Source organism: Streptomyces sp. NBC_01689, from assembly GCF_036250675.1.
Taxonomy (GTDB): domain Bacteria; phylum Actinomycetota; class Actinomycetes; order Streptomycetales; family Streptomycetaceae; genus Streptomyces.
The window spans coordinates 574,449-595,559 of the sequence record NZ_CP109592.1 but is presented as its reverse complement, the minus strand read 5'-3'; the positions used below and the strand labels follow the sequence as shown (position 1 = coordinate 595,559).

Here is a 21,111-nt window from a genome sequence, read left to right as displayed (position 1 = left end):
ATGCCTCGTTGACGGAGATGCTCTGTCCGGCGGGAGCGCAGTCCTGCACCCGCCGCACGGATATGGGCTGTTGGCACAGCGCGCCGATCGGCCTGGCGCCGGTGTCAGGAATACCCGTACTTGTTATTCCGTGAGTTGGCCAGGATTCCACCACTCCAGGAATGACCCGACCTGACTGTGCGCCAACTCCTTATTTTTGTAGAGCAGTTGCTCGGCCTGTCGCATGGCCCGCGGGACACCACTCAGCCCGGGCGACACCACGGGACCCGGTGGGAGGAGAGCGGGATCACCGTGGGGCCGGCCGGGTCGGTTCCGGCGCGGTGTGCGGCGAGAGCGGTCGCGTCGGTGTCAGGGAGCGGCCTGGAGACGGAGACCCGCGAGGGTCAGTTCCAGGGCGGCGAGGAACTGCTCCTTGTCGTCGTGTCCGTCGAACTCGTCGACGATCTCGTGCATGAAGGGGAACTTCTCGGTGTCCAGCCCGCGCCATGTCTCGGTGTAGCGGCTGAGGAACTCGTCGCGGTCCACGACGCCGTCGAGTACCTCCTGGGGCGGTTCCTGCCCCATGTCGGCGGCGTTGCCGACCACGACGCCCACGACCGCCGACACGGCGTGGAACCGCTGGCGGGGCGTGAGGTCGAGCCGAAGGGTCTGTTGTCCCAGCAGTTCATAGAGTCGCAAGGCGTTGCCCTGGAGGTCGATGTTGCGCATGAAGTGCACCCCCAGCCACGGGCGGTCCACGATCGCGTCGAACAGGGTGACGGCCATGTCGCGCAGGTCGTCGATCGGGTCGCTGCTGTCCGCCCGCCCTTCGACGGCGGTCAGCACCCCGCCGAGCACGTGGTCGATGGCGCGGTCGAGCAGGTCGTCCTTGCCCGACACGTACCAGTAGATGCTGCCGACGCCGGTGCCGAGTCGGGTGGCGAGCGCGCGGAGCGTCAGCGCGGATTCGCCCGCTTCGTCGAGCAGGGCCACAGCCGCGGTGAGAACGGCCTCGATGGAGTGCGACGCGCGCTGACGTCCTCGGGAAGGGCGATCGGCGGGTCGTGGTCGCGGGCCAGTCATGGTCCACATCCAATCACAGCTTGCGCAATTATCGAACGAGGTTCTACTCTCGAACCTCGTTCCATTGTCGAACGTCGTTCTATGGATCGACGGCGTTCTGAGAGGAGACCCGCCATGGCCACGACCGCTCCCGCGCCCACCGCGTCGCGCACCTATCCGTCCTTGCGCGCGGCATGGATCCCCCTGACCGCGCTCTGCCTGGCCTTCTTCGTCGAGATGGTCGACAACACGCTGCTCTCGATCGCGTTGCCCACGATCGGCCGGGACCTCGGCAGCGGCACGACCGCGCTGCAGTGGGTCACCGGCGCGTACTCGCTGACCTTCGGCGGCCTGCTGCTGACGGCGGGATCCATGGCCGACCGGATCGGGCGCAGGCGCGTTCTGCTCGTCGGACTGGCGGTGTTCGGGACGCTGAGCCTGGGCGTCCTCGCCGTCACCACCGCGGGGCAGCTCATCACCCTGCGGGCCGGCCTGGGCATCGCCGCGGCCGCGATGGCTCCCATCACCAATTCGCTGGTCTTCCGGCTGTTCGACGACAAGGCACTGCGCATGCGTGCGATGACCTTGATGATCATCGTCGGCATGTCCGGCTTCGTCCTCGGCCCGCTGCTGGGCGGCACCGCCCTGGCTCACGCACGGTGGCAGTGGCTCCTGGTCGTCAACGCCCCGATCGCCCTGATCGCGGGCATCGGAGTCCGTCTCGGAGTCCCGGCCGACCGGGCCCAGGACCTGACCCGCGACAAGCTCGACCTGCCGGGCGCCGGTCTGAGCGTCACCACCATCGGGCTCGCCTGCTATGCGCTGACCAGCGGTGTCGAGCACGGCTGGCTCTCCGCGATCACCCTCACCTCGACAGCCGGTGCGATCGTCGCGGGGGTCGTGTTCGTGTGGCACGAGCGTCGCAGCGCGGCGCCCATGCTGGACCTGCGCCTGTTCTCGCACGGGACCGTCCGTGGCGCCGCCATCGCGCAGATCGGCACCGCCATCGCGATGGCCGCCGTGATGTTCGGCCTGATCCTCCACTTCCAGTACGCCTATGGCTGGAGCCCCGTGCGGGCGGGCCTGGCGAACCTGCCGCTCATCGTGACCATGATCGCCGCGACCCCCCTGTCCGAGTGGCTCGCGGGGCGGTTCGGCCACCGCGTCGCGTGCCTGGTCGGCGCGGCCTGCCTGACCGCTTCACTGGCGGGCCTGTCCTGGGGCGTCGACCACGGATACGGCACGATCGCTCTCTGCATGGTCGTGATGACCATCGGACTGCGCACCGTCATGACCATCTGCGCCATCGCGCTCGTGGACGCGATGCCGGACAACCGCACGTCCATCGGCACGGCGCTCAACGACACCGCCCAGGAGATCGGAAGCAGCATAGGGACCGCCGTGGTCGGTACCCTCATCGCCGCACTGGTCACCACCCGGCTGCCCGCGGGTGTCTGGAGCGACACGCTGGTGGCGTCGTTCTTCCACGGCGAGCGGGTCACCTACGGTGTGCTGGCCGTCATCGTCGGCCTCATCGCCGCGGGCGGTGCGCTCACCCTCACCAACTCCCACAAGACGGAAGAGCACGCCTGAGGCTCCCGAGCCGCCGGAGCCAGAGGGCGCCCGGCAGGCGAAGCGTCGGTGGCCACGGTCCTGGCCGCCGACGACAACCCTTCGGATCCGCCCCGCCCAGCCGGCCGCACCCGCCGGACCTGCCGAGCGAAGAGGTGAGGGCATGGCCACGATCCTGGTCACGACGGCGAACGGAGACACCGGCCGGCCGATGGTCGATCACCTGGTCGAGAACGGTTTTCCTGTCCGGGCCATGGTCCGCACGGACGACGAGCGGGCGCAGCGGCTGCGGTACAAGGGCGCGCGGTCGTCTTCGGAACCCTCCTGGATTTCCGCGCGGTGCGTGCCGCTCTGAAGGGTCTGCGGCGCGCGTACTTCACCTACCCGGTCGGGGAGGGCCTGGTGGAAGCCGCGGTGATGTTTCCAGATCCTGCTCCTTGGCGGCCTGCGCGAACACCCTCACGGGTCCGGTCGAGTACAGCCAGGAGGAACTGGCGGCAGAGGTCAGCCGAGTCCTCGGTCGCGGCCTTCCCTACGAGCAGGTGACCGTGACGACGTTCCTGGAGCTCATCGGCGAGGCCGATGACACAGCGAAACTCAAGCACTTCGAGGCGGTCACCATCGACCAGCAGGAAGGCAGCCTGGCCGGCGTCACCGGCACCGCCGCCCGCATCACCGGACGGCTCCCTCAGACGGTTGAGGACTTCATCGACGAGCACCGCTCCCGCTTCGAGCTTCCCTACGCGGTGAAGGCGGCCCGAGTCTCTGCGACGCATCGCCTGCAACTGATCAACACCTTCCGCCGAGTCGATCCCCTTTCTCGTCGGAACATGTGCTCTCGGCCCTCCTCGCCTGGAGGGTCTGCGCAACCTGGTCCGTCCCTACGAGCTTCCCGGCTCGCCGCATTCCGTTTGCTCCCCGTCGGCAAGGCGCACGCCCACCCGATGCGGGCGGATCACCGGGTACGTCTCTCCGTTCGCCGGCGGCCGCTTCCACGAACGGGCGGTGAAGGTGCGCAGCTGCCCGTTCACGATGGCATGACGCGGTAGACGGACACCGAACTCCCCGGTCACCGCCTCCAACATCGACCGTTCAGCCCCGACAGCAACCTCCAGGTCACCGAAGAGCCGACCGGGGTCGAGCGCCCGTGGTATCTCCCCGGTCGACCGGATCTCTCCGGCCGCATACGTGAATGCGTACTGCTCCGTACCGTCATGGGCCACGGACAGGTGGAAGAACGGCTTCCCGTGACGTGCCCTCAGGCCGCTCCACACCACCACCGCGCGGGTGGCGCCCGCGCCGGCGGCTGCGGCCGGGGAGACGAACCGCCGCTGGTCGAACGGGGTGGGATCGCCGTCGAAGGCGAAGCTCCAACCGGTGCCGGCCCGGCCGACCACCATGGAAGGGGTGTCGTCGTGGGACGAGTACTCCCTTCGACCGTGGAGCGACCTTCGACGCGCCTCCCAGAGGGTCATGGGTTCGTTCAGCACGGTGGCGATCCCGTCCGTGTCCGTGAGCCTTCCGGCCAACTCCTCCGGCTCCACGCCTTCCACCAGAACGAACCGGTAGGACGTGCGACGGTTGCCCGGGTCCGGCTCCGCAAGCCACGCCAGGCCGCCCGGGTCGAGCCAGGCCGTCGGCCTCGGAGCCTCACCCGGCTGCCCTCCCCTCGGCGTGGACAACAGCTCGCGGCCCCGCTCCGGGGTCAGCAGCGGCCCGAGGACCGGATCGGCCACCCACCCCAGCGGTACCAGGTGGTCCGGTCCCAGCGGCTCCCACAGGGGCAGTGCGTCTGTCAGCGTCCGCCACGCGGTGTCGGTGTCTCCCCACCGCGCCAGCTCCCGAGCCCGCTCGACCGCTGCTCCGAAGGCTCCGGTCGCCGTGTACCGGTACGTGCCGTCGCGCACCTGATCCAGCGTCGCGTAGGCCAGTGACACCAGAGCGTCGTCGGCGCCCCGCAGGTGGAACGTCAGCGTGGAGTCGTCCCGATACGAGTGCGCCGCGTGCTCGGCGACCAGCGGCGGCAGCAACTCGGGCGCGTACCGCGGGTCCGTCACCAGTCCGTCGTAGTAGACCATGTGGGTCTGCCCGAGCAGGCGACGAATCTGGTCACCCAGTCCGGCGGCCCGTGGTCGCCCGTACCCCCTGGCCTCGTCCAGCGTCGTCACGGCCCGCTCCCAGCCGCCGCGCAGCGCCTCCAGCCGAGCCTCCTCCACCCGGGTGTCCTGCCGCTGCGTCGTGTCGTCGACGAACACCGGCTCCCCGTCGCTCCTGTGTGCCTGCAAGCTGTGGAACTCCCGGTGCATGTCCCGCATGAACTCAACGAAGTTCGTGTGGCGTTCGGGCGGCTCGGCTCGCCAGCTCGCCCATGTGTAGACGGCCCACTCGCCTCGTTCATCGACGTCCTCAGGGTCCATGAGGACGTGGGTGATGTCGGACACGACGTCGAGCTGCAGCCCGCGCCGCCAGATGTCCGCCTCCCGTCGTTCCTCGGACCCGGCGTCCTCGTCCAGGTACTCCTCGAACACGTCCGCGAGTCCGGACTCGTTGTCGTGCCAGCGCGCCTCCTCGGCTCCCGCCAGCAAGGAGACGAACCCGCCCGCGTGCCGCCACCCGTCACTGACCTTGAGGAACTCGCGGTAGGACGGCGGCACGCGCCGGCCGAGACGCTCCTCCAAAGCCGCGACCCGCTCCTCAGAGGTGGCGGGGAACCCCAGCCACCGTGCTCTTCGCGCGGTCTCGTCGTCCGCGCCCAACGTCTCGCCGTCCGGCAGGGAATCCGCCCACTCCCCACTCCACTTGAGAAGGAAGGTCCGCCAGTCGAATGTGGTGGTGTCTGCCATACGCCCGATGCTGCCACTCACCACTGACAGTCCCCCCAGGCACCCAGGGCCGGCTGGAGGCCTTCGTCATGGCTCTGTCTCGCGGACACGCGAGGTGCCGAAGTATCGATCAGGCCGCCCGTCGCACTCCAGCCGGCGGAGCGGGCCGTCGAGGCGCCAAGTGGCACGAGAGGGCCGCTCGTTCGGGCCCTTGGCAACAGGCTCCGCGAGCGGGCGGTACCAGGCCCGCCAGGCGCTCCCGATGCCCCTGCCGGATCCTTCGCCCCCCTTGAGGAGCGTTTCGCCCACGAGGAGTTCAAGCCGAGACCAGCAGCACATCGTGCGCCGGAATCACCGAACCGGTGCTGCCCCGACGCACGATCTGCTGGGACCTCCATCCGTCCCGGTCGGCGAGAAATCGTTCGCTGCCCGACGCGGACGTCTCTAACCTGCGTCGGGTGATGACAGCTGACGACGTGTTGCTCGTCCTGACCCTGTTGCGGCGGACGGAGGCCGACGTCTGGCTCGCCGGGGGATGGGGGATCGACGCTCTGATCGGCGAGCAGACCCGAGACCACCGCGACCTGGACTTGATGCACCGGCAGGACCAGGAAGCGGCCGTGCTGACGGTCCTCTCCGCGGCAGGATTCGTGGAGAGCCTGGACTGGAGACCCGTCCGATTCGTCATGACGGCTCCGGACAGCCGGGAGATCGACCTTCATCCGCTGGTCTTCAGCGACGACGGCTCAGCAGTCCAGGCGGCACCCGAACCGCAACGTCCCTTCGTCTGTCCCTCTTCCTGCTTCGTGACGGGCATCATCCAGGGGACTGCCGTCCCGTGCCTGTCCGCCGAGCAGCAGGTCTACTTCCACCAGGGATACGAACCGACGGAACGCGACCGGCACGACATGGCGGCACTTCGCCGCGTCTTCGGGATCGCCACGTACTTTTGACCCGCGCCGAAGCGGTTCGAAATGCACCGGCATCCTCGCTCCCCACGACATGACCCGTCCGTCTCTCACGAATTCCTGGCAGCGAGTTCCTCAGCGCATTCGATCGAGTACTTCGTCGGTGGACAGCAACTCGTGTGCGAAGAAGCGGTAGTTGATGATCGCCGCCTGGTAGCCGTCACCCCAGTCCGGGTGCCGGGGTCCGGCTGTCGCATCCCTGACCAAGGTGACCTCGAAGCCCTCCTCGATGAGGTGGCGCATATGGGACTCGACGCACATGTTCGCCAGCATCCCGCCAAGGATGATATTCTGTATCCCCCGCTTACGCAGTTGCAGTACCAGGTCATTGGTCTCCGGACCGAATACCTTGTGCGGGCTGGCGACGACCGTTTTGCCGTCTTCGATATAGGGCTTGAAGCGGTCCAGCCAGTCTGCCCCGGAGTTGCGGAATCCAGTCAGGTCGAGCTGTCCAGTCCGTGCGAAGGTGTGGCTCTCAAGCTCACTCGTCTCGAGCGGCCCGTTCATTCGCCACCCGTTGTCGGTCGGGTAGAAATAGTGCGGAGATATGAACACCTCGTACTCGCCCGATTTAGCAGCCTCGAATATTCTCTCCATGTTCTGGACGGTCTTGTTCTCCGTGACGCTCGCGCCCACCACGTCCCAGTTCGCCCCGTCCTCGCTCAGGACGTCGTTCTGCGGGTCGATGAAAACAATCGCCGTGTCGCTCTTGTTGATTTCCATCGGGCGCTCCTCATGCGAAAACGAGTCACCGGTTCGCAGGTAATAGGTAATCGGTGGGGCGGGCTCTTTTGGAGGAATTTCTGGTTCCTGAGACCTGCAGTCTCTCCAGGGGCTGGTGTGAATTTTTCGGAGGTGGTGGAATGAGTGGATGTCACGGTCATTTCCGGGGAGAGGCCGGCGGGGGCCACTACCGCGGCCATTAGGCTGTCCGTTTCATTCTGACCCAGCCTGGGGCGTTCCGCATGAGTAATCTCTCCGCCTCGGTCCGCAGTCGCGGCCGCGCTGCCGCCCCTGCCAGGGAGGGAGCAGGCCGGATCGACACGCATCCCACGCAGCTGTCGGATCAAGCAGTCTCCGGCGGGGCGGTGGGGGCGGCACCGGGGGTCCACCGGCGAATCCGCAGGAAGGCGCTTCTGCGAGGCTGTCACTTGTCGGCCCGAAGGACAGACGCCCGCCGCCCTCTAGCTTGTTTTCCGTCTTCCGTCCGCGTCGTAGGGCGGGGACGGAAGATCGCGGAAAGTTCGAACAGGCGAAAGGGCGAGCGGGCCGCCGACCGAGAGGGGGGCGTCAGCCTTCGCGGCCGGGAAGCATGGCCAGCGCCTGGGAACGCCGTGCGACGAGATCGGCGTACGTGCCCTCGCGCTCGGCCCAGCGGTGCGTGAGAACACCGTTCACGAGGATCTCGTCGGGGGTGGGCTCCTGCGAGAGGAGCTGCATGACCTCGGTGGCGAAGTCGTCGAGCGGCAGCGCGTGCGGGTTCACCTCCGCCTGACCCGCTGTGGCGACGGCCGGGGGGACGAGTTCGACGACGCCGACGCCGGTGCCGTCCAGCTGTGCGCGCAGGGCCTCGGAGTAGGCGTGCACCGCGGCCTTCGACGCGGCGTAGCTGGGCATGGGCGGGAACGGCAGGAAGGCGATGCCGGAGGTGACGGTGACGAAGGTGCCGGCGCCGCGTCCGACCAGGTGCGGGGTGAAGGCGTCGATGACCCGGACGGTCCCGACAAGGTTGGTGTCGATCGTCGTCCGTGCCGCCGCGAAGTGCGCGGGGTCGCGCAGGTCCTCCAGGAGCATGACGCCCGCCATCGTCACCACGGTGTCCAGGTCCGGGTACCGGGCGAGCACGGCGTCACGGACGGACGCGACGGAGGAACCGTCGGTGACGTCGACCGGGAAGGTGCCGAAACCCTCTCCGGCGAGTGCCGAGAGCGCCTCCGGGCTGCGGCCGCCCACCGCGACGGTGCTGCCCGCGGCGGCGAACCGGCGGGCCAGTTCCCGCCCGATGCCCGAGGTTCCGCCGACGACGAGAACGGTGCGGTTGGAGAGATCCACGGGATCTTCCCTTCAGTCAGGTCAGCGGACGTTTTCAGGGTCCGCGACGCGGGCAGCGGGGTCCGCTGCCTCATTCGAAACGGTGCTTCCGCAGTCTCGACGGCACGCGCCGCATGCGGCAGGGCCCCGGTCTTCCCTGGTCCTGCCAGGGCCCCCGCACGGACAAGCGCACCGCATTACGGTTGCCGGTATGAAGGACGAGGAATCCGGCAACCGGCTCGGCGGCTATCTGAGGGCCCGGCGGGACCTGGTCACCCCGGCGCAGGCGGGACTCCCGCCCGGCGGCAACCGCCGCGTGCCCGGCCTGCGCCGCGAGGAGGTCGCCCTGCTCGCCGGCATCAGCCCCGACTACTACCTGCGTCTGGAACGCGGCCGCGACAGCAATCCCTCACCGCAGGTCCTCGAGTCCCTCGCCCGCGTCCTGCGGCTCGACGACATCGAGCGGACGTATCTGTTCGGTCTCGCGACGGCACACCCCAAAGCGCCGCGCCGTAAGCGGCCCGAGCACGTACCGGCGCGGGTGCACCAGCTCCTCGCCCACCTGCAGATCCCCGCCTTCGTCGAGGGGCGCGCGTTCGACGTCCTGGCCTCCAACGCCACGGCCGTCGCACTGTCCCCCCGGCTGCGGCCCGGACACAACCGGCTGCGTTCCCTCCTCCTCGATCCCGAGGAACAGGCCTTCCAGCAGGACTGGCCGAGAGCCACCGCCGACTTCGTCGCCGCCCTCCGCACCACCATCGGGGACGACACCGACAACCCCCGGTTCGTCGAACTCGTCGGAGAACTCGCCCTGTCCAGCGCGCGGTTCCGTACCCTGTGGGCCCGCCACGATGTCCGCCGCCTCGACGGAGGTACCGCCACGCTCCACCACCCCGTCGTCGGCGAACTTCAACTGCACCGCGACAAACTCCCCGTCGACGACGTCATCCTCGTCCTCTACTACCCCGACAAGGGCACCGACAGCGACGAGAAGCTACGCCTCCTGGCCGCCCTCGCAGCCACCGAGCATGCGGCCACGCCGCACGACACACAGGCGGACGCCCCGCCCCGGCAGACCCCCTGACGAAGACGTACGGCCCCGGTGACGACCGCGGCCGCCGTACCGGGACCTGTAAAAACCGTGGCGGAGTGCGGACTCCGGTGTGGCCTCCCATGGGCCGCGTCCACCGACCCAGTCCACCGGCCCACGGGCCGCCCCGACGTCGGCGCTGATCAGGCGGACACGACGGCCGTGCAGATCGACAGAATCCTGCCCCGCCCCCGGTCCCGCGACTGCCACGTGGAGGTGGCGGTTGCCAATCTGTGCACCCAACTAGGCGTACATTCCTGTGAGTTGTAAAATTTTCCAATCACCGGAGATTGATGCAACGAACGGGGTCGGCCGATGAGCACACAGGGATCCGACGTGTCGTCTCCCCGGTGGCGTGGTGTGCACAAGGCGCTCGCCGACCCCTTGCGTATCCGGCTTCTGGAGGCGCTGTGGGAGACGCCCCAATCCGCACGTGAGCTGGCTGATCGTGCCGACCTGCCGGCCGATCGGCTCTACTACCACCTGGGACAGCTCGAGCGGGCAGGGCTGATCGAGATCGCCGACTACCGGCCGCTGGCCCGCGGCAAAGTCGAGCGGGTCTACGGACCCGCGGTCACAGAGCCCCCAGGCGATGCCGCGAGTCCGGAGGAGATGGCCGAGTTCCTCGGCGCCATGCTGGACGCCACGCGGGCCGACATCAACTCCGCCTACCGTTCCCGACAGGCCGGTGCTCGCCGAGAGGTCGACGTTCACCGCGGAGCACTGCGGTTGACCGACGAGGCGCTCGCCGAACTCCGCGCACATGTCGCCCGCCTCGCCGACCAGTTCGGGGACCGCGACACCCCTGGGGTCTGGACACGCGTGGTCGTCGCACTCGTAGACCTGCAGGACCGCCCGTTCCCCGACCCCACGGCCCCGCCCGAGAGGACGTCATGAGCGACAGCGAGGAGCACGCCCCCAGCACGTCGATACGGGCCTCGGACGCCGATCGCGACCGGACCGAGGCACGGTTGCAACACCACTACGCGGTCGGGCGGCTGACACTTCCCGAACTCGAAGAACGTGTGGCGGTCGCCTACCACGCGCGCACCCGAGAACAACTCGAAGCCCTCATGCGGGACTTGCCGGCCGAACGGGAAGAACCCGCCCGGCCCGCGGACGCGATCGACACCCGCCTGCTGATCATCCTGCTGTGCTGCTCACCACCGGCGGCACTCGCCTACTGGCTCATCTCCCGGCGCGCGGCACGGCGAACAGCCCCGCAGCGGCGGTCCCTGGAAAGCGGCGACGAGACGTGACCCGGCCTGACGGACGGTCCAGCCGTACGCACGGACTCCGCTGAAGCAGGCTCCACATCGGACGTCGAGTACCCGGGGGGCGGATGCCCGCCCAGGCATCGGTTTCGCCGCGCTCCGACAGTCAACTCAGTCTGCTGCCGCTGTCCCACTCGCGCCCGGAACCTTCCGGACGCTCGCACAACCCGGGACCGATGCCGCAGCGGGCCCCGCCGCTGCGCGCGAACAGCGTCGCCCACAGCTGGTGGACTCTGGTCCGCGGTTCACCAACTAACCTCAAGGCAGCGGCAGTCGACCACTGACTTCACCGCTTGTCCATGAAAGGACCCACGTGCGTCAGCAAGCCCCCCACCTCACCGCCCCCCGCCCGCCGATCGTCGTCCTGTGCGGGTCGACCGCGTACTGGGACCAGCTCACCGAAGCCGCCCTCTACGAGACCGCGGCCGGCCGCATCGTCCTCGCGCCCGGCTGCAACATGAAGCAGCCGCATCCACTCTGGTCGGACCTGAAGCGCGCCGACCGGCTCAAGGCGAAGCTGGGCGAACTGCACCTGCGGAAAATCGACCTCGCGGACGAAGTTCTCGTCGTCAACCCGGGCGGCTATATCGGCCGCAGCACCCAACGCGAGATCGACTACGCCCGAAGCCTGGGTAAGCCCATCCGCTTCACCGACCCGGCCTGACGCCGGGACGGCGCCCCGGTCCCGCGCCGGGGCGGCCATGCGGTCCGGTCCGTCCGTCAGGCCAGACGGTGGGCCAAACACTGCGGCCGCACCGTCGCGGATGCGGGGGCCTCTTTACGCTGCCGTGTCTCTCTCTGTGGCTGCGAAGTGATGGCAGGACGGGAAATTCGCCGTGGAATCCCAGACGTCGGGGCGCGTCGTCGCAGCGCGAAGCTCGGCAGGCCGCCTGCGTGACTCCGTCATTCGGCGTTGCTCGGAGTGGGGGCGCGGTGGCCCGTGCGGGCGCAGGCGCCTTGTGTCGCGGCTCCGTAACGGGCGATCTCGGCTTCGATGTCGAGCTTTCCGTGCCGGGAGCGCGCCTCGTCGTCGAGGAGGTCATGAGGTACCAGCCAACAGACCTCGAACTCCAGTCCGTCCGGATCCTTGGCGTAGACGCCCTTGGTGGTGCCGTGGTCGGTCGCGCCGACCAGAGCCCCGCGGTGTGCCAAGCGCTCGGCGACGGTGCGCAGATCGCTCAGCGTGGGTACCTCCCAGGCGAGGTGGTAGAGCCCGGTCTCGCCGTGCCCGGCCTTCGTCTCGCCGGCCTGCTCGCCGATGCCGAACAAGCCGAGATCGTGGTCGTTGTCGGATTCCGGCGCCTGGAGGAAGACCGCCTTCCGAGGTGCCTCACCGGATTCGGCGACCACCCGGAATCCGAGGGTCTCCGTGTAGAAACGGGTACTGGTGTCCGCGTCGCGCACCCACAGTACGGCGTGATTGAGTCCTCGGACCGGCACTGGATTTCCTCCGAAATATTTCTACGGCGCAGCGAATTCGGCTCCGCCTCGTCGCCACCATTGTGCATAGACGTCGTCGGCCTCAACAAGGGCGAGGTATCCCCGCGCAATATGCGCGCACAGCGCGTCCGCGACTGCGATGACCTGGGAGTCGCTGCGCCAGGCGAGGACAACGTCCCGGAACAGTGGGTTGCCTCTCAGCGTGAGGGTGGCCAGCGACTCGCGTGCGTTGCCCAGAGGATAGAGCACGCACACCGCGGCATCGACGGCGGTGAGCGCGAAGGCGACGTGCGCCTCGTCGGTGACGTGCGTGACGCGTTGTTCGAACCCGGTGCGTCGGCAGGTGTCGGCTATGTGGTCGTTCATTCGGCTGTCGTCGGCGTGGGGCATCACCCAGTTCTCGTCCGCCAGGTCGTCGAGGGCGATCTGCCCGGCGTCGGACAGGCGGTGGTTCAGGGACACCCCGATGAAGATGGGCTCGGTGAGCAGGACCCGGTGTTCCACTCCAGGTGGCAGGGCGACGGGTGTGCCGGGGAATCGGCGCATCACCGCCACGTCGAGCTGCCCGGAGGCCAGCAGGGCGGTGACCGTGTCGGTGCGGCGCACCGTGCGGCTGGTCGTGCCGCGTTCGGGCAGCAGGGCGCCCAGTGCCCTGATCAGCAGACTGAAGTGCTGCGCGGGTACCCCGCCGACGCGGACCGGCGCCGCCGCGTCGGCGTGGAGGGCGCGGCGGGTGATGCGGGTCAGGTTCTCCAGGTCCGCTCTGATGCGGGTGGCGTCGCGGACGAAGACAGTGCCCGCGGGGGTGGGCATCACGCCGTCCGGGAGGCGGACGAAGAGTTCGCCACCTAGGTGTTGTTCGATTCGTTTGAGCTGCGTGGTCACCGCGGGCTGGGTGAGGTGCAGTCGGGCGGCGGCGCGCCGCAGACTGCCTTCCCCGGCGATCGTGAGGACCAGATCGAGATGCCGTATGTCCAGGCGCATGGCCGGATCGTACGGGCGGTGCGAGACGTGGAACAGAAGTGTTGTCGCCGAATGCGATAGGGCCGCGAAGCGGGACAGCGGTCGACAATTCCGGTCCGTCGGGAGTGCTCCGGACCGGCTGACGGTTGCCGTTCCTTCGCGCCCGGTGGCACGGTCGGACGTCAGCCTTCCGAGGGCCGGTTTCCGAACAGGTGGGTTACGTGCTGACACATACCAGGGCCGCGAGCGAGCACGGCGTCGGCTTACCTGAGGGTTCCTCCGTGCTGTTTTCCGAGTCCGCGCTGGACCGTTTTCTCGGGGCGGCCGTTCGCGAATACGCGGCCATCACCGAGAACGATCCCGTGCCGTGCTTCGCCGTGTTGCTGGGAACGGCCGAAGACGGTGACTGGCTGGTGCGCGACGTGGCGTTCGGGCGCAACGCCCGTACGACCGACCCAAGCGCGTGTGAGGAATTCAGGACGACGATCGTGCCGCGCCTCGGCGCGGATTGCGAGAACCCGGTCCGGGCATGGTGGCTGGACACGTCGGACCTCCTGCGAGCCCCAACTCCGTTTCACCGCCTCCATGCTCTCGTTCCAGGGCGGGATCAACGTGCCGGGTCATGCGGCGGCCGAGTCCGGCGTGGCGGGACTGATCCGGGCCCTCTCGAAGGAGTGGGCTGGACGCGGTGTGACCGTCAACGGCGTCGCCCCGGGCTACATCGCGACCGGCAACACCCATGCACTTCAGGACGACCCTGACCGGTCACGCGTGATCCTCGAGTGGACACCGGCGGGGCGGTGGGGAACGGCCGAGGACCTCGCGGGCGCGGCCGTGTTCCTGGCATCGGACGCAGCGCGCTACGTCTCCGGGACGATCCTGCCGGTCGACGGTGGCTGGCTCGGCCGATGAGGCTCTTCGGACGCTGGTCGGTGGTGGCGCCGCTTCGGCAAGAAGCGTGGAGGGCAGCCTGACGGGCGAAGGGATGCCGCCCCCTGCCGACTGCACCGAGGTGGCCGATGAGACGGACCCGCCTCGCACGGAGGGCGCCCCGGACGGGCCGACTGCGGGCGGGCCGCGAGGCAGTGGCGTCGAAGGGCCGGGCCAGGTTGTGCGAGGGCGGGCAGCCGAGTCGGGCGGGCCTCCGTATCGGTGGACCATACAATCGCGCGCCAATGCCGCCGAATTGAACTCCACCGAACGGAGCGGTGCGGCAACAGGGCTTCCAGGATCTCGGTCGACGTCGTGACCTCTGGCTGCGAAGAGGCCCCGCTTCCACGCCGCAGTTGACGCCGATCAAACGTACGAGACCACCGTCAACTCGTCGTCCCCCCAAGGGAAATGCCTCTCAAGGTGCTGCGTCTCCAGCTCGTGACAAACATCATACGTATGCTCTAAAGTCCAGGCGCGGAGTCGTCAACGAAGTCGACAAGACAAGGACATCCCATGGCCGGAATCCACGCTGTGGTGCGCTCGCGCCGTAAGGCATCGACCGTCGCCGTCATATGCACCGCAACGACACTCCTGGCCCTCGCCGGCTGCGGCGGTCAAGGCACCTCGGCGAAGGGGGCGTACGGGTTTCCCCAGGCCAAGCAGGAAGCTTCCTCGACGATCACGGTCTGGGTGGACGCGGACCGGCAGGCGGCAGCGAAGGCGTTCCAGGCGGAGAACCCGGACACCAAGATCAAGGTCGTCGCCTACGACGGATCGGCCAACGGGTCCAACTCCTTCCGGACAAAGATGCAGCTCTTCGACCGCGCGGGCAGTGGCTGGCCCGATGTCGTCTTCTCCAGCCAGAACAACGACGCGGCATGGGCCGGCCAGAAGAACGGCGGCAAGCAGGCGTTCGCGGCCGTGTTGGACAAGGGCCTGGTCCCGAAGGACATTCTCAGCAACTTCACCGCAGGCTCGCTCAACCCGTGCACGGTCGACGGCCGTGTCTACTGCCTGCGCAACGACCTCGCCCAGGCGGTGCTCTGGTACGACAAGTCCCTGCTGGAGCAGTTCGGCTACGCCCTCCCGACCACGTGGGAGGAGTATCAGGCGCTCGGGGAGAAGGTGGCCAAGGAGCACCCCGGCTACATCATCGGGACGGCCGGAGACGCCTGGACGCCCGAGGTGTTCATGTGGGGGAGCAGATGCCGGGCCAATGACGTCACCGGTCCCAAGTCGGTCATCGTGAAGACCGACTCGACCGAGTGCAAGCGGGCGGCCTCGATGCTCGACACCCTCCGTCAGAACGGAACCGCGCCGGTGGTCAGCGTGTTCACGCCGGAGTTCCTGAAGAAGTACTCAGGCAAAGTGCTGATGATGCCGGGTCCGGCCTGGTACGCCGGCGCGATCTTCAACAACCCCGATTCGCTCAACGTGCCGGCCGGTCGGCTGGGCGTCGCCGCGCCGTTGCCGTGGAAAGGCGAGAACAAGGCCGCGACGGGCAACGTGGGTGGCGGAACCTGGTTCGTCTCCAGCCATTCGAAGAACCTCAAAGCCGCCGAGAAATTCGTCCAGTTCGTCACCACGGCCGACAAGTACCAGGTCGACGTCGCACCGGGCTACCCGGCGTACGCACCCGCCGCACAGAAGTGGATCGCCAAGAAGGAGGCGAGCAAGTACTACGCCACCTCGCTGCAGCCGGTGGTGACCGCGGCGTCGCAGGTGTGGGACGGCTGGGATTACCCCGTCTTCAGCCAGGAGGCGATCTGGGCGAAGACGGTGACCCCGGGGATCACGGGCGGTAAATCGATCGTGGACCTGCTGCCGGCCTGGCAGAAGGCGATCGAGAACCAGGCCGAGGTCAACGGATACAAGGTGAACTGACATGACCGTCGCTCCACCGGGCGGCCGGCCGGCCGTGGACGCCTCGGGTCGGCGGTCAGACGGGGGCAGCGGCCGGCCCGCCGGCCGCACCTTCACCCGCAACCCGATCGGCTGTCTCTTCATCTCGCCCTACGCGTTGCTCGCCATCGTCTTCGGGATCGTCCCTTCGCTTTACGCGGTGACACTCGCCTTCACGAACGCCGACGGTGGATTCGCAGGCTTCGACAACTTCACCGAGGTCGTCGGCGACTTCCGGTTCTGGCCGGCCGTGTTCCACGTGACCGGCTATCTCCTCATCTGGCTCCTCGGACTGCTCGTCTTCGTCGTCGGCCTGGCGCTGGTGGTGCACACCGTCAGTGTGCGGTGGGTGAGTACAACCCTACGGTTCGTCTACTACCTGCCAGGTGCGCTCGCCGGTGCGTCCAGCGTCCTGCTGTGGCTCTTCGTCCTCGATCCGACCGCGAGCCCGGTCAGCGGTCTGCTCAGGACGATGGGGTTCGAGAGCTTCGTACAAGTGATCCAGCCCGGCCACCTTCCGGCGATCTTCGCGATCATCGCCTTCTGGACGGGAGCCGGCGGATGGATCCTCATCATGTACGGCGCCCTCAACAACATCAGCGCCGACGTGATCGAGGCCGCCCGCATCGACGGCGCGAACGCCGTCCAGATCGCGATCCGGATCCAACTGCCGATGCTGCGCAAGTGGATTGCGTACATGGGAGTCATGTCACTCGCCGCCGGCACCCAGCTGTTCGTGGAGCCACAGTTGCTCAGCCAGGCCAGTAACGCCGTAGTGCCCAACGACTACTCGCTCAACCAACTGGCCTACCAGTACGCCTTCCAGCAGAACGACTTCAACGGCGCGGCCGCGATCTCGCTGATCCTGCTGGTCGTCGCACTCCTGCTGTCCTGGGTGTTCGTGACCCGCGGCGGCCTCTTCGAGAAGGAATGACCATGGCAGCAGTCTCGGACGGACGCCGCCGACAGAGCCTCAGCGGCTGGAGCGCGCGGTCCGTCACCGGCGTCCTGCTCATCGTTTTCGTCCTGTTCTTCGCCGTCCCGATCGTCTGGCTGCTCCTCGCGGTCACGAAGTCCTCGAAAGCGCTCGTCGTGGACGACCCGTTCTCCTTCGGGTCGTGGTCGGACATCGTCGCCAACTGGCATCAGCTGTTCGACTTCCAGGACGGTGCGGTGACGACCTGGATCGGGAACTCCGCGCTGTACGCGATCGGTGCCTTGGTGATCACACTCCTCGTGAGCATCCCCGCCGGCTACGCGCTCGCGCTCACGGAGTTCAGGCTTCGGCAGGCGATGCTCGTGCTGACGCTCGTCGTCATGCTGATCCCCAACACCGCACTGGTACTGCCGATCTTCCTCGAGCTGAACAGCGTCCAACTGATCGGGAGCCCGCTGTCGGTGATCCTGCCCATGTCGTTCTTCCCGTTCGGTGTCTATCTCGCCTACATCTACTTCTCGACCAGCATTCCCCGTGACATCCTCGCCGCCGCGCGCATCGACGGCTGCAATGGTTTCCAGCTCTTCACCCGGGTCGCCCTTCCACTGGCCGCCCCGATCGTCGCCCTGGTGGCGTTCTTCAGCTTTGTGCAGAACTGGAACAACTTCTTCCTGCCGTTCGTGATGCTGCCCTCGAGCGACGGCTACCCGATCCAGGTAGGGCTCACCTCGCTTCTGGCCTCGACCCCGGCTTTCAATCCCAGTTCCGCGGGATCCGGCTCCGTCCAGCTGCCCACTTTGGCGCTGGGGACGATCGTGTCGATCCTGCCCGTCCTGGTCGTCTTCCTTTTCTCCCAGCGATTCTTGGTCGCGGGCATGACAGCGGGGGGAACCAAGGAATGACCACTCGCACCCGCAAGGAGAACCACTCCCGATGAAGATCACCGGTTTCCGCAGTCTGAGCACCGTTCACGACTGGGGCAGAATCACGGGGGACGTCAACGGTGTCCAGCCCGGCCACGTCACTCCGGTCCCTGTGCTCATCATCGAGACCGACACCGGCATCGAAGGAGTGGGCCTCGGCTCCCACGCCGACATCGCCCGTGTCTTCCCCGCGATCGAAGGAGACGACCCGCGCTCGGTCGCGGCGCTCTACGACCGGATGCTCGACCGGGTGTTCAAGGCCGGTCACTCGGGATCCACCTTCGGCACCATCGGCGCCGTCGACATGGCCCTCTGGGACATCAAGGCCAAGGCCGCCGACGAGCCGCTCTGGCGGACCCTCGGTGCCCGCGAGCGCTTCGTCCCCGGCTATGCGTCCGGTCTCGAGTACGGCCTGACCGAGGACGAACTCGCAGACCTCTACCGCCGCTTCGCGGACCGCGGGTTCAAGGCCGGCAAGCTGAAAGGCGGTCGCGACCTCGACCGAGACCTGCCCCGGCTGGAGATCATGCACGCGGTCCTCAGCAGCAACACGCGCCGGCCGGCGCTCATGTTCGACGCCAACGAGTCGTGGAACCACGCCCAGGCCGCCCGCTATGTCGCGGCCATCGAGCAGCGCCTGGACCTCACCTGGGTGGAAGAACCGCTCCGTCGGTGGGACGCGGCCGGAATGGCCACGCTGCGCGGAAAGGTGCGTGCGGCGATAGCGAGCGGTGAGAACCTCACCGGGCTCGAGCAGTACCGCCCCCTGCTGGACGCCAAGGCGGTCGACATCGTGCAGGTCGGCAACGTGTGGGGGATCACCCACTTCCTCCGGGTCGCGACGCTCGCACACGCCCACGATCTGCCGGTGAGCCCCGTCGCGTACCACGCGAACCCGGTGGCACACGCTGCCGCCGCCGTGCCGAACCACCTGGCCTTCGAAGTCCAGGATCTCGGCTTCCCGGTCGGTCTCGATGTCGACCAGCAGTTCGACGACGGAGGCATCGTCCTGGGCGATCGCCCCGGCATCGGGATCGTGGTCGACGAGTCCAAGATGTCACCGGACGGCGCCGCGATGCCCCCGCCCGCGGCTGCCGGACCGCACATCCGGCCCGAACGGGCTGCCCTGCGACTCGTGGACGAGCCGTACGTGACGGATGACCCGTCGTACCGCGGAGGCCGGCCCGCGTGATGCGTCGACCTGAGCGCGGAGCCTTCGTCGTCGGTGTGCGGCCGGAGAAGCGCGAGGAGTACCTGGCACTGCACCGTGCCGTGTGGCCGGACGTCGAGCGAAGGGTCACCGAATGCAACATACGCAACTACAGCATTTTCATCTTCGGCGACGTCCTGTTCGCCTACGACGAGTACGTCGGCGAGGACCACGAGGCGGACATGCGAAGGATCGCGGACGACCCGACTTCGCAGGAATGATGGACGCACACCGATCCGTGCCAGGTCAGGATCGCCGAGGAGCGTGATCCCGGGGCGCTGTGGCAACCTGTCGAGGAAGTGTGGCACCTCTCGTGAACGCAGGCATCGACGCCCACGTGCACCTGTGGAATCGAGCCGTGGACCCGCAGGACTGGATCGACCCGAAGACCATGGCGCCGATCGCCCGCGACTTCGACGCCTCCGATCTGGGCGAGATGTTGGCCGCGACCGGACTCGACGGCGCCGTGCTCGTGCAGTCGGGCAACAGCCTCGAAGAGAGCATCCGGCTCGCCGGGCTGAACTCCTCGGCCGTCGTCGGCCTCGTCGCGTGGGTCGACCTGGCGGCGGAGGTTGGACCTCAGCTCGACCGTATCCGCGAGAACGCCGTCGTTCCCGTCGTCGGGGTGCGGCATCTCGTCCACATCGACCGGGACCCGGAGTGGCTGATGCGTGAGGAGGTCGGCGTCGGCCTCGCCGTACTCGAGCGTGAGGGCCTCTGCTTCGACCTCGTCGTGCGTGAGTGGCAGCTCCCTCAGGCGAGCCGCCTGGCCGCGCGCCACGGCGAACTCCGCTTCGTGCTCGACCACCTGGGAGGCCCGCCCGAGCCCGGGAGGGCAGGAGCAGGTGGGCAATGCGGCTGCGGGAACTCGCGCGGCAACCGAACGTCGTCGCGAAGGTCTCAGGACTCACGTCGGGCCACGCCCCCGGATCATGGGGGCCGGCGGATCTCACCGACCCGGTGAGGATCGCCCTGGGATCCTTCGGTCCCGAGCGTCTGCTCTACGGCTCGGATTGGCCCTCGGCCGAACTCGGCGGGGGAGCGGTGCCCTGGAAATCTGCTCTGGAAACCCTGCTCGACGGGCTTTCCGCCTCCGAAAGCGCACGTGTATTCGGCGGCAACGCCGCCGACGTCTACTCGCTCTTCTGATCGGCTGCCCGGCCGCGCGCCCGCGGCGCGTGGTCGGGCAGCCGACGACGCTCCCACGAGATGTGTATGTGATCATGCATCGCCTTCTGGGCCGCGGCGACGTCCTTCCGCGAGATGGCATCCACGATCGCCGCGTGTTCGTCCAGCGTCAGGGCGACCGCGTCCGGGGGGTCGATGCCCTGGTAGCGGCTGGACTCCACAGCTCGCTTGTACAGATGCTTGGCGATGTTCTCCGCCAGCCGGTTGCCGGAGATTTCCATCAGGGCGTAGTGGAACACCACATCCGCCTGTCGGAAGGAGTCCGTCTCGGACTCGCTTTCACGCATCGTGGTCAGCGCGTGCTCCAGTCTCCTCAAGCCATCCGCGTTGCGAGAAGCGGCCACCGCGCCCGCCATCGCCGACTCCAGGCTGGCCCGCACGATGGTCAGTTCGTCAAGGACACCGAGCGTCGCGTCGTTGTCGATCAATGCGGACAGCACCACCGGATCGAGCATGTTCCAGTACCCAGGTGCGCGCACCTGGGTACCGCGCCCCTGGGAGACGATCACCAGGCCCTTCTCCTCGAGCCGCTTCACCGACTCACGCAGCACCGTGCGGCTCACGCCGAAGTGCTCGCTCAACGGACCCTCCGGAGGCAGCAACGCGCCTTCGTGCAACTGGCCGGTCACGATGAGGTCGACGAGCTCGGCAACCACTGCGACACCCAAGCGGCCGGCGGGCAGGCGGGGCGGGAACAGACGATTGGAGGGCTGCGACTCGGATGGCATACGTATGACCTTATCGCTCAATCAATCCGCGGTCGAAGACGTGCATCGTTCACGAGTTCGCGCACAGTGTCCGCCGCGCCCCTCTCGCA

At 68.0% G+C, this 21,111-nt stretch carries 20 protein-coding genes and 2 pseudogenes; 14 read left to right on the top strand and 8 right to left on the bottom strand.

Features of this window, described 5'->3' with window-relative positions; genetic code table 11:
* Positions 1 to 348: 348 nt before the first annotated feature.
* Entirely contained in the window at positions 349 to 996 is a 648-nt protein-coding gene (locus OG776_RS02240; RefSeq protein ID WP_148007250.1) for a TetR/AcrR family transcriptional regulator, read from the bottom strand.
* A gap of 180 nt (positions 997 to 1,176) precedes the next feature.
* On the opposite strand from OG776_RS02240, the gene OG776_RS02235 reads away from it, so the two are divergent.
* Both OG776_RS02235 and OG776_RS02230 read left to right on the top strand, forming a co-directional pair.
* Positions 1,177 to 2,634, top strand: a complete 1,458-nt coding sequence (locus tag OG776_RS02235) for an MFS transporter (protein WP_329318477.1) — start codon at positions 1,177 to 1,179, stop codon at positions 2,632 to 2,634.
* 142 nt (positions 2,635 to 2,776) lie between these two features.
* Complete coding sequence (locus OG776_RS02230) at positions 2,777 to 2,968, top strand: NmrA family NAD(P)-binding protein (protein ID WP_329318475.1); 192 nt, start codon at positions 2,777 to 2,779, stop codon at positions 2,966 to 2,968.
* 25 nt (positions 2,969 to 2,993) lie between these two features.
* On the opposite strand, the gene OG776_RS02225 is transcribed toward OG776_RS02230, so the two are convergent.
* Both OG776_RS02225 and OG776_RS02220 read right to left on the bottom strand, forming a co-directional pair.
* Entirely contained in the window at positions 2,994 to 3,398 is a 405-nt protein-coding gene (locus OG776_RS02225) for a hypothetical protein (protein WP_187285466.1), read from the bottom strand.
* A gap of 96 nt (positions 3,399 to 3,494) precedes the next feature.
* The gene (locus OG776_RS02220) at positions 3,495 to 5,456 is read right to left on the bottom strand and encodes an SMI1/KNR4 family protein (RefSeq protein ID WP_148007228.1); all 1,962 of its coding nucleotides are present in this window, start codon (positions 5,454 to 5,456) and stop codon (positions 3,495 to 3,497) included.
* 440 nt (positions 5,457 to 5,896) lie between these two features.
* Between OG776_RS02220 and OG776_RS02215 the strand changes: the two genes are divergently transcribed.
* The gene (locus tag OG776_RS02215) at positions 5,897 to 6,388 is read left to right on the top strand and encodes a nucleotidyltransferase domain-containing protein (RefSeq protein ID WP_187285465.1); all 492 of its coding nucleotides are present in this window, start codon (positions 5,897 to 5,899) and stop codon (positions 6,386 to 6,388) included.
* A gap of 90 nt (positions 6,389 to 6,478) precedes the next feature.
* Here OG776_RS02215 and OG776_RS02210 read toward each other — a convergent pair whose 3' ends face one another.
* Together OG776_RS02210 and OG776_RS02205 are read right to left on the bottom strand one after the other, a co-directional pair.
* The gene (locus OG776_RS02210; RefSeq protein ID WP_148007226.1) at positions 6,479 to 7,126 is read right to left on the bottom strand and encodes a cysteine hydrolase; all 648 of its coding nucleotides are present in this window, start codon (positions 7,124 to 7,126) and stop codon (positions 6,479 to 6,481) included.
* A gap of 567 nt (positions 7,127 to 7,693) precedes the next feature.
* Positions 7,694 to 8,455 (bottom strand): SDR family oxidoreductase, encoded by a 762-nt coding sequence (locus OG776_RS02205; RefSeq protein WP_148014285.1) that lies wholly within the window; start codon positions 8,453 to 8,455, stop codon positions 7,694 to 7,696.
* A gap of 190 nt (positions 8,456 to 8,645) precedes the next feature.
* Between OG776_RS02205 and OG776_RS02200 the strand changes: the two genes are divergently transcribed.
* From OG776_RS02200 to OG776_RS02185, 4 genes are all read left to right on the top strand, one after another.
* Positions 8,646 to 9,518, top strand: coding sequence for a helix-turn-helix domain-containing protein (locus OG776_RS02200; RefSeq protein WP_329318468.1), 873 nt, complete (start codon positions 8,646 to 8,648; stop codon positions 9,516 to 9,518).
* Between the two features lie 342 nt (positions 9,519 to 9,860).
* The gene (locus OG776_RS02195; RefSeq protein ID WP_329318466.1) at positions 9,861 to 10,421 is read left to right on the top strand and encodes a winged helix-turn-helix domain-containing protein; all 561 of its coding nucleotides are present in this window, start codon (positions 9,861 to 9,863) and stop codon (positions 10,419 to 10,421) included.
* Complete coding sequence (locus tag OG776_RS02190; protein ID WP_329318464.1) at positions 10,418 to 10,783, top strand: DUF1707 SHOCT-like domain-containing protein; 366 nt, start codon at positions 10,418 to 10,420, stop codon at positions 10,781 to 10,783. The genes OG776_RS02195 and OG776_RS02190 overlap by 4 nt, the downstream gene beginning before the upstream one ends.
* Positions 10,784 to 11,111: 328 nt before the next feature.
* Positions 11,112 to 11,462, top strand: coding sequence for a hypothetical protein (locus OG776_RS02185; protein ID WP_329318462.1), 351 nt, complete (start codon positions 11,112 to 11,114; stop codon positions 11,460 to 11,462).
* 239 nt (positions 11,463 to 11,701) lie between these two features.
* Here the strand turns inward: OG776_RS02185 and OG776_RS02180 are convergent, their stop codons facing one another.
* Together OG776_RS02180 and OG776_RS02175 are read right to left on the bottom strand one after the other, a co-directional pair.
* A complete protein-coding gene (locus OG776_RS02180; RefSeq protein ID WP_148011777.1) occupies positions 11,702 to 12,238 on the bottom strand; it encodes a VOC family protein in 537 nt (178 codons plus the stop codon).
* A gap of 21 nt (positions 12,239 to 12,259) precedes the next feature.
* On the bottom strand, positions 12,260 to 13,222 hold the full coding sequence (locus OG776_RS02175) for a LysR family transcriptional regulator (protein ID WP_148011778.1): 963 nt from the start codon (positions 13,220 to 13,222) through the stop codon (positions 12,260 to 12,262).
* A 552-nt stretch (positions 13,223 to 13,774) separates the two neighbouring features.
* Between OG776_RS02175 and OG776_RS02170 the strand changes: the two are divergent.
* From OG776_RS02170 to OG776_RS02140, 7 genes and pseudogenes are all read left to right on the top strand, one after another.
* A pseudogene (locus tag OG776_RS02170) lies at positions 13,775 to 14,113 on the top strand (SDR family oxidoreductase); the annotation flags it as partial.
* Positions 14,114 to 14,647: 534 nt separating this feature from the next.
* Positions 14,648 to 16,018, top strand: a complete 1,371-nt coding sequence (locus OG776_RS02165; protein ID WP_329318459.1) for an ABC transporter substrate-binding protein — start codon at positions 14,648 to 14,650, stop codon at positions 16,016 to 16,018.
* Position 16,019: 1 nt separating this feature from the next.
* A complete protein-coding gene (locus tag OG776_RS02160) occupies positions 16,020 to 16,970 on the top strand; it encodes a carbohydrate ABC transporter permease (protein WP_329318457.1) in 951 nt (316 codons plus the stop codon).
* 2 nt (positions 16,971 to 16,972) lie between these two features.
* Positions 16,973 to 17,875 carry a carbohydrate ABC transporter permease gene (locus tag OG776_RS02155; RefSeq protein WP_222723831.1) on the top strand — a complete coding sequence of 301 codons (903 nt, stop codon included), beginning with the start codon at positions 16,973 to 16,975 and terminating at the stop codon, positions 17,873 to 17,875.
* 31 nt (positions 17,876 to 17,906) lie between these two features.
* Positions 17,907 to 19,088, top strand: coding sequence for a mandelate racemase/muconate lactonizing enzyme family protein (locus OG776_RS02150; protein ID WP_329318454.1), 1,182 nt, complete (start codon positions 17,907 to 17,909; stop codon positions 19,086 to 19,088).
* Entirely contained in the window at positions 19,088 to 19,327 is a 240-nt protein-coding gene (locus OG776_RS02145; RefSeq protein ID WP_329323630.1) for an L-rhamnose mutarotase, read from the top strand. Before OG776_RS02150 ends, OG776_RS02145 begins: the two co-directional genes overlap by 1 nt.
* Before the next feature lie 59 nt (positions 19,328 to 19,386).
* Positions 19,387 to 20,255 (top strand): annotated as a pseudogene (locus OG776_RS02140) (amidohydrolase family protein).
* Here OG776_RS02140 and OG776_RS02130 read toward each other — a convergent pair.
* On the bottom strand, positions 20,240 to 21,022 hold the full coding sequence (locus OG776_RS02130; protein WP_148011784.1) for a FadR/GntR family transcriptional regulator: 783 nt from the start codon (positions 21,020 to 21,022) through the stop codon (positions 20,240 to 20,242). The pseudogene OG776_RS02140 and the gene OG776_RS02130 overlap by 16 nt on opposite strands.
* Positions 21,023 to 21,111: the final 89 nt, after the last annotated feature.

Coding starts and splice junctions, on each gene's coding strand:
- OG776_RS02200 (WP_329318468.1), top strand. CDS start 8,646: ATGAAGGACGAGGAATCCGGCAACCGGCTCGGCGGCTATCTGAGGGCC.
- OG776_RS02210 (WP_148007226.1), bottom strand. CDS start 7,126: ATGGAAATCAACAAGAGCGACACGGCGATTGTTTTCATCGACCCGCAG.
- OG776_RS02190 (WP_329318464.1), top strand. CDS start 10,418: ATGAGCGACAGCGAGGAGCACGCCCCCAGCACGTCGATACGGGCCTCG.
- OG776_RS02160 (WP_329318457.1), top strand. CDS start 16,020: ATGACCGTCGCTCCACCGGGCGGCCGGCCGGCCGTGGACGCCTCGGGT.
- OG776_RS02215 (WP_187285465.1), top strand. CDS start 5,897: ATGACAGCTGACGACGTGTTGCTCGTCCTGACCCTGTTGCGGCGGACG.
- OG776_RS02130 (WP_148011784.1), bottom strand. CDS start 21,022: ATGCCATCCGAGTCGCAGCCCTCCAATCGTCTGTTCCCGCCCCGCCTG.
- OG776_RS02165 (WP_329318459.1), top strand. CDS start 14,648: ATGGCCGGAATCCACGCTGTGGTGCGCTCGCGCCGTAAGGCATCGACC.
- OG776_RS02220 (WP_148007228.1), bottom strand. CDS start 5,456: ATGGCAGACACCACCACATTCGACTGGCGGACCTTCCTTCTCAAGTGG.
- OG776_RS02175 (WP_148011778.1), bottom strand. CDS start 13,222: ATGCGCCTGGACATACGGCATCTCGATCTGGTCCTCACGATCGCCGGG.
- OG776_RS02155 (WP_222723831.1), top strand. CDS start 16,973: ATGGCAGCAGTCTCGGACGGACGCCGCCGACAGAGCCTCAGCGGCTGG.
- OG776_RS02235 (WP_329318477.1), top strand. CDS start 1,177: ATGGCCACGACCGCTCCCGCGCCCACCGCGTCGCGCACCTATCCGTCC.
- OG776_RS02230 (WP_329318475.1), top strand. CDS start 2,777: ATGGCCACGATCCTGGTCACGACGGCGAACGGAGACACCGGCCGGCCG.
- OG776_RS02150 (WP_329318454.1), top strand. CDS start 17,907: ATGAAGATCACCGGTTTCCGCAGTCTGAGCACCGTTCACGACTGGGGC.
- OG776_RS02145 (WP_329323630.1), top strand. CDS start 19,088: ATGCGTCGACCTGAGCGCGGAGCCTTCGTCGTCGGTGTGCGGCCGGAG.